A 6,561-nucleotide genomic window follows, 5' to 3' on the forward strand; every position below is an offset into this window, starting at 1 on the left:
GATGGCGGTTCGCGGCAACATCGTCGGCATCGACAGCCCGGAGGCGCTGGAGCGGGCGCTACGCGCCGCGTACTACTTGGCCGATGAGGGCCTCGCGACCGCGGCCTATCTTGCGCTCGCGCTGGGCAAGCCACTGCTGCTGGAAGGCGCGCCCGGCGTCGGCAAGACCGAAGCCGCGAAGGCGATTGCCGCCGTGCTCGCCCGCCGGCTGATCCGGTTGCAATGCTATGAGGGCATCGACGCCTCCGCTGCGCTCTACGAATGGAACTATCCGCGCCAGATGCTGGCGATCCGGCAGGCGGGCGAGCAGTCGATCGACATCTATGGCGAGACCTTCCTGATCGAGCGCCCGATGCTCGCGAACCTGCGCGCGCCGGATTCAACCGTGCTGCTGATCGACGAGATCGATCGCGCCGACCAGGAGTTCGAGGCCTTCCTGCTGGAATTCCTGTCCGATTTCCAGATCTCGATTCCCGAGCGCGGCACGGTGCGCGCGGCCGAACGGCCAGTCGTGATCCTGACTTCGAACCGCACCCGCGATCTGCATGAGGCGCTGCGCCGCCGCTGCGTCTATCATTGGATCGACTATCCGACCGCCGAACGCGAGGCCCGCATCATCATGCTGCGAGCTTCCAGCGTCGCCGAGGCCACCGCGCGCGCGGTCGTGGCCGCGGTCGGCAGGCTCCGGCGCGAGCCGCTGTCGAAAGCGCCCGGCATCGCCGAAGCTGTCGATTGGGCGGAGGCTGCGACTTTGCTGCACAAGGGCGGCGCGCGCTGGCCGGACGCGTTCAAGCGTTCGATCGGCGTCGCGCTCAAGGACGAGGAGGATCTCAGCTTCATCTCGCCGCGGCTCGACGCGCTGATTGCGGAGGCTGTGGCGTGAGCGAGATCGTCAAGCTGCCGCGTGCTGCACGTGTGTTGGTGGAGTTCGCGAGCCTGCTCCGCATCAACGGATTTGCGGTCGCGCCGGAGCAGACCATGGCCTTCTTGTCGGCCATCGAACTGCTCGGACCGCGCAGCCTCGACGATATCTATCTCGCCGGCCTTGCGATCTTGGCGCCGCCGCCCGAGCGGCGTGTCACCTATGATCGCCTGTTCGATCTGCATTTCCGTGGGCGCGAGCCACTGGAAGGCGCAGGTTCGGAGGACGAGGAGGTGGTGCGGCTACAGGAGGAGGGACGGGGAGAAGACGAGACGCCGCTCGCCGATGAAGCCAATGAATCCGGGCTGGTCGCTGCCCGCACCGAGGCGCTTGTTGCCCGCCGCTTCGAGGAGCGCTCGACCGGCGACGCGCTGCGTCGCTTCGCGCGCGAGGCACCGAGCCGGCTGCCGCGCCGACGCGGTCATCGACGGATACGCGCGCGGCGCGGTCCGTTTGCCGATCTGCGCCGCACCTTGCGGGACAGCGTGCGCAGCGATGGCGAGGTCTTCAAGCTGGGCCGGCTGAAGCGCCGGCCACGGCCGCGCAAGGTGCTGCTGCTGATCGATGTCTCCGGTTCGATGAAGACGCGTACCGAGGACAACATGACGCTCGCGCATGCGCTGGTTCAGGCCGCACCGCATGTCGAGGTCTTCACCTTCGGCACAAGGCTGACGCGGGTGACGCGGCCGCTACGCCTGAAGCGGCGTGAGCAGGCGCTTAACGCCGCCGCGCATCTGGTCAGTGATTGGGACGGAGGCACGCGGATCGGCGATGCGCTGCAGGCGTTCCTCGCCGTGCCGCGCTTCGCCGGCTATGCGAGGGGCGCCGCGGTCATCGTGATCTCAGATGGACTGGAGCGCGGCGATGTCGCGGCGCTCCGCGACGCCGTGGCAAAGCTGGCGCGCCGCGCCTGGCGCTTGAGCTGGCTGACGCCGCTCGCAACGGCGCCCGGCTTCAGGCCGCAGACCGAGGCGCTGATCGCAATCCGGCGCTTCGTCGATGACCTCGACAGCGGCGGTTCGACCTCTGACATCGTCGCGCATGTGCTGTCGCTGGGACGGAGGAGGGCGGCATGACCGGCATCATCGATGCGCATCATCATATCTGGCGGCAGGCCGATCTGCCATGGCTGAGCGGACCGATGCAGCCGCGCATCTTCGGTCCGTATGAGCCGATCCGGCGCGATTATACGATCGACGAATACCTGTCCGACCTCGCCGGCTCCGGTGTCACGCGTTCGGTCTATGTGCAGACCAACTGGGCCAAGGAGCGCTTCGAGGACGAGGCCGAATGGGTGCAGCAGACCGCGGACGAGCGCGGCTGGCCGCATGCGATCGTTGCCTACGCGGACCTCGCCGTCGCTGACGTCCGGCCGCAGCTCGACCGGCTCGCGCGCTATCCGCTCGTGCGCGGCGTGCGCATGCAACTACATTGGCACGACAACCCGCTGTATCGCTTCGCAGGCCACCCCGGTCTCTGCGATGATCCTGTCATCAGGCGCAACGTCGCGCATCTCGCCGACTACCAGTTCAGCTTCGATCTGCAGGTGTTTGCAGGCCAGATGGCGGGCGCGGCCCGGCTGGCCGATGCATGCCCGCGCGTCACCTTCATCCTCCAGCATGCCGGCATGCTGGAGGATCTCTCCTCCGATGGACGAGCATCTTGGCGTGACGGCATGCAGACGCTCGCAGCCTGCCCGAACGTCGTCTCGAAGCTCTCCGGTCTCGGCACCTTCATCCATCGCAACGATCCTGCTCACATCGCGGAGATCCTTGGTGAGACCGTCGCGCTGTTTGGTGCCGAGCGCTGCCTGTTCGGCTCGAATTTCCCGATCGAGAAGCTGTGGACCAGCTATCGCGAGCTGGTCGGCGCGTTCCGCACCGCTGCAGCACCACTCGGCGCCCAGGAGCGCGATGCGCTGTTTCGAACGACGGCAATCAGAGTCTATCGGTTGGAGTGAGCAAGCAGCCGCCGACACAAACAGAACAAGACGATACGGGGAATAGCAATGCCGCTGGAAATCAAGATCCTGGACTATGGCGATATCGAGCTGGAATCGAGCTTCCTGGTGCTGGGGCGCGATTGCGGCCGCACCAGGCGGGTGCTGACGCTCGGCTTTTTGATCCTCGGCGGCCCTTATCCGGTCGTGGTCGACACCGGCTATCGCTCCAACCAGATCATGGAAACGCTCGGTATGCGCGGCCTGCAGTTCCATGAGAACATGATCGAGAATCAGCTGATACGCCATGGCGTGCGGATGGGCGATGTGCGCTACGTCTGCCACACCCACCTGCATATCGACCACGCCGGCAAGGACGATCTGTTCCCGATGAACACCACCGTCGTGCTGAACCGTCGTGAGCTGGAATATTCGGTATCCGGCCTGATGCATCCGCAATATCCGGCGCCCGACATCAAGCATCTGATCGATCGGCTGCATACCAAGAGCGCACTGCGTTTCCTCGATCTCGAGCTGACCGGGCCGGTCGAGCTGATGCCCGGCGTCTATTGCGATGCGGCGAACGCGCACACCGAAGGGTCGATGAACATCCACGTCCATACCGCCGACGGCATCGCCACCATTTGCGGCGACGTGATCTATGATTTCAACGACCAGATCGTCACGCCCTTCAATGAGATCCACGACGCTGAGCCGCGCACGACCGGCAACCACGGCACCACCAAGCGCGCCGAGAAGGCCGCGATCAAGAAGCTGCTGAGTAGCTCGCGCTATCTGCTGCCGGTGCATGATCGTCCCGCCAAGATCGAGCGCGGCGTGGTCGTCGGCCGGCTGCACGATCAGGTTCCGGGCCCCGTGGTGCAGAGCCTGCCGGAGCGGCACTGGTTTCCGGCGTGAGGAGGGGACCATGACCCACGTGACCCTGCGCCCTGAGTTCGAAAAACTCATCGATCCCTATGCACCGGTGGGGCAAGTCGGCACCGGGTTCGAATTTACGGAAGGGCCGATCTGGCATCCGCTCGAGCAGTTCCTGCTGTTCTCGGACATGCCCGGCGATGTGCGCCGGCGCTGGGATGCAAGGCGTGGCGTGGTCGAGATGCGGCGTCCGTCCAACAAATGCAATGGCATGACCTATGATGCCGAGCTCAACCTGATCGTCTGCGAGCACGCGACCTCGTCGCTGGTGCGTGAGCGCATGGATGGACGACGCGAGGTGCTGGCGTCGCATTTCGAGAACCAGGAGCTCAACAGCCCGAACGATGTCTGCGTGCATTCGAGCGGCGCGATCTACTTCTCCGATCCTTGGTATGGCCGCATGCCGGTCTACGGCGTGGAGCGGCCGCGTCAGCTCGGCTTCCAGGGCGTCTATCGGGTTCCGCCGGGCGGCGGCGCGCCGCGGCTGGTGGTCGATCGCTCGCTGTTCGATCAGCCGAACGGCTTGTGCTTCTCGCCCGATGAGCGGCTGCTGTACGTCAACGATACTGTCCAAACGTTGATCCGGGTCTTCGATGTCAATGCCGACGGCGGGCTGTCGAATGCGCGCGTATTCGCAAGCTCCATCCGGTCCGAGCTCGAGCCCGGCGTGCCCGACGGCATGAAATGCGATCAGCACGGCCATGTCTGGGTTACCGCGCCCGGCGGCGTCTGGGTCTATTCGCCGGCCGGAGAACTGCTCGGCAAGGTGCGCGTGCCGGAGCTGGTCGCCAACCTGGCCTGGGGCGGGCCGGAGTTCCGCACGCTGTATCTGACCGCGACGCATTCGGTCTACGCGATACCCACGAAGGTCGGCCCGCGGCACGAGCCCTATATGAGCGCGGGCAGGGCAGGCAGTTCTGCATCACGATCCGGCCCATCGGCGCCGCAACTGACCAACGGCGACATGCAGCTGGATCCGCGCCGCTGCGCCATGATCATTCAGGATCTGCAGAACGACGTGATCATGGAGGGGGGCGCCTTTGCGGACTCCGGCGCGCCGGCGCATGCGCGCCAGCAGCGCGTCGTCGATAACGTGCGCCGCCTCGCTGAGACCGCGCGGGCGCGCGGCGTCGTCGTCATCCATGTCTGGTTCATCGTCGAACCCGGCGCGCCCGGCGTGACGCTGAATGCGCCGTTGTTCGAGGGGCTGATCGACAGCAAGGCGCTGGTGCGCGGTTCCTGGGGTGCGGCCCCCGTGCAAGGGCTGGAGCCACGCGCCGGCGATTTCGTGGTCGAAAAGATGCGGATGAGCGCCTGGGAGGGAACGCGGTTGGAGACGATCCTGAAGGCGACCGGGCGCGACGTCGTCATCGATACCGGCGCCTGGACCAACATGTCGATCGAGCACACTGCACGCACCGGCGCCGACAAGGGCTATTTCATCGTCGTCCCGGAGGATTGCTGTTCGACCATGAATGCCGACTGGCACAACGCCTCAATCAATTTTGCGATGCAGAACGTCGCTGTCGTGACCAATGCCGACACCGTGATCAAGGCGCTGGGCTGAGCAGCGCGGCGATGCCGAAGCTCCTGCACATGATCTGCTCGCCGCGCGCGGACTCGGAATCCGCCGCGGGAGCCCGGGTGTTTCTGGATCGCTTCCGGCAAAGCCGTTCCGACTGGGACTTCGACGACATGAACCTGTGGCGGGAGCCGCTGCCGGAGTTCGACGGCGCCATTCTTGATGCCAAATATGCGCGCATCGGCGGACGCGGCTTTTCGACCGCCGAACGCGACGCCTTCGCGGTCGCCGAGCGTCTGGCTATGCGTTTTGCGCTCGCTGACCGCGTCGTCATCTCGACACCGATGTGGAATTTCTCGATCCCCTACAAGCTCAAGCAATGGATCGACGTGATTACCCAGCCTGGGCTGACGTTCCGTTTCGATCCCGCGCAGGGCTATCTTCCGTTGCTGAAGGATCGGCCAACGCTGCTCATTATCGCCAGCGGCAGCGACTTCGCCACCGGCATGAACCGTGGCCGCGTCGATATGGCCACGCCCTACTTGCGGGAGGCGCTGCGTTTCATCGGCGTTCGTGACGTGCAGGTCGTCCTGATCGGCCCCACAGCAGGGCCGAATGCAGCAATCGAAGCGTCGCGGACGCTCGCGCATCGCCGTTTGGAAGAACTGGGCGCGCGGTTCTAGACCTCGAAGGGCGTTCGTTCTGTCAGGACAGGACGACCGAAGCCCATCGCAGGACGAGAGTTCCAGCGGTGAAGCACGATGTCATTTCGAGACAGGTGCAGGTGCCCGAGCAGAAATATTCACAGGATCAAAAAAAACGCTTGAACAGGAAACGGCCCTGGCATATTCAGCCGCCCTCCGACGGACATGACGGCTGTCTCACTCGCTTCTGCGAGACACTGTTTGTCGGTTGGGCCTTGAAGACATCGGAAACTGCGCTGAATGTGGTGAGGTATCCCTGCTGGGATCATCCTCGCTTCCGAGAATTCGAGGTACGGCTGTGGCACTCGTTTCGGCGAGATGTTGTTTGCAGTCGGCCTTGAACACTTCGGAAATTGCGCTATATATGCCGGGGTGTCCCGCTCTTGGGACTTCCTCGCTTCCGAAAAATTCGAGGGTTGAGCGTCTTCACAGGCGATTGCCGTGGAGCGCCGGGCTGTTTGACAAGTGAAGAAGAAGAAAGAGAAACGTGGACGGCGGAGTCCTTGCGGGTCTCGGGTGTGGGCTTCGGCTTGCATTT

General features: G+C 64.6%; 6 protein-coding genes. All 6 read left to right on the forward strand.

Annotated elements, in window-relative coordinates; translation table 11 throughout:
• Position 1 precedes the first annotated feature (1 nt).
• Genes BRAS3843_RS29335 through BRAS3843_RS29360 form a run of 6 tightly spaced genes read left to right on the forward strand, consistent with a single transcriptional unit; the run spans position 2 to position 6,002 of the window.
• Positions 2 to 883, forward strand: coding sequence for a MoxR family ATPase (locus tag BRAS3843_RS29335; RefSeq protein ID WP_008972774.1), 882 nt, complete (start codon positions 2 to 4; stop codon positions 881 to 883).
• Positions 880 to 1,998 (forward strand): VWA domain-containing protein, encoded by a 1,119-nt coding sequence (locus tag BRAS3843_RS29340; RefSeq protein ID WP_008972775.1) that lies wholly within the window; start codon positions 880 to 882, stop codon positions 1,996 to 1,998. Before BRAS3843_RS29335 ends, BRAS3843_RS29340 begins: the two co-directional genes overlap by 4 nt.
• Positions 1,995 to 2,882 (forward strand): amidohydrolase family protein, encoded by an 888-nt coding sequence (locus tag BRAS3843_RS29345; protein ID WP_008972776.1) that lies wholly within the window; start codon positions 1,995 to 1,997, stop codon positions 2,880 to 2,882. The genes BRAS3843_RS29340 and BRAS3843_RS29345 overlap by 4 nt, the downstream gene beginning before the upstream one ends.
• A gap of 48 nt (positions 2,883 to 2,930) precedes the next feature.
• Entirely contained in the window at positions 2,931 to 3,779 is an 849-nt protein-coding gene (locus BRAS3843_RS29350; protein WP_008972777.1) for an MBL fold metallo-hydrolase, read from the forward strand.
• Between the two features lie 10 nt (positions 3,780 to 3,789).
• Positions 3,790 to 5,364 carry an isochorismatase family protein gene (locus BRAS3843_RS29355; RefSeq protein ID WP_008972778.1) on the forward strand — a complete coding sequence of 525 codons (1,575 nt, stop codon included), beginning with the start codon at positions 3,790 to 3,792 and terminating at the stop codon, positions 5,362 to 5,364.
• Between the two features lie 11 nt (positions 5,365 to 5,375).
• Positions 5,376 to 6,002, forward strand: a complete 627-nt coding sequence (locus tag BRAS3843_RS29360) for an NAD(P)H-dependent oxidoreductase (RefSeq protein WP_008972779.1) — start codon at positions 5,376 to 5,378, stop codon at positions 6,000 to 6,002.
• The last annotated feature ends 559 nt before the right edge of the window (positions 6,003 to 6,561 follow it).

Origin of the sequence: Bradyrhizobium sp. STM 3843 (genome assembly GCF_000239815.1) — a bacterium.
In the GTDB taxonomy this organism is placed as follows: domain Bacteria; phylum Pseudomonadota; class Alphaproteobacteria; order Rhizobiales; family Xanthobacteraceae; genus Bradyrhizobium.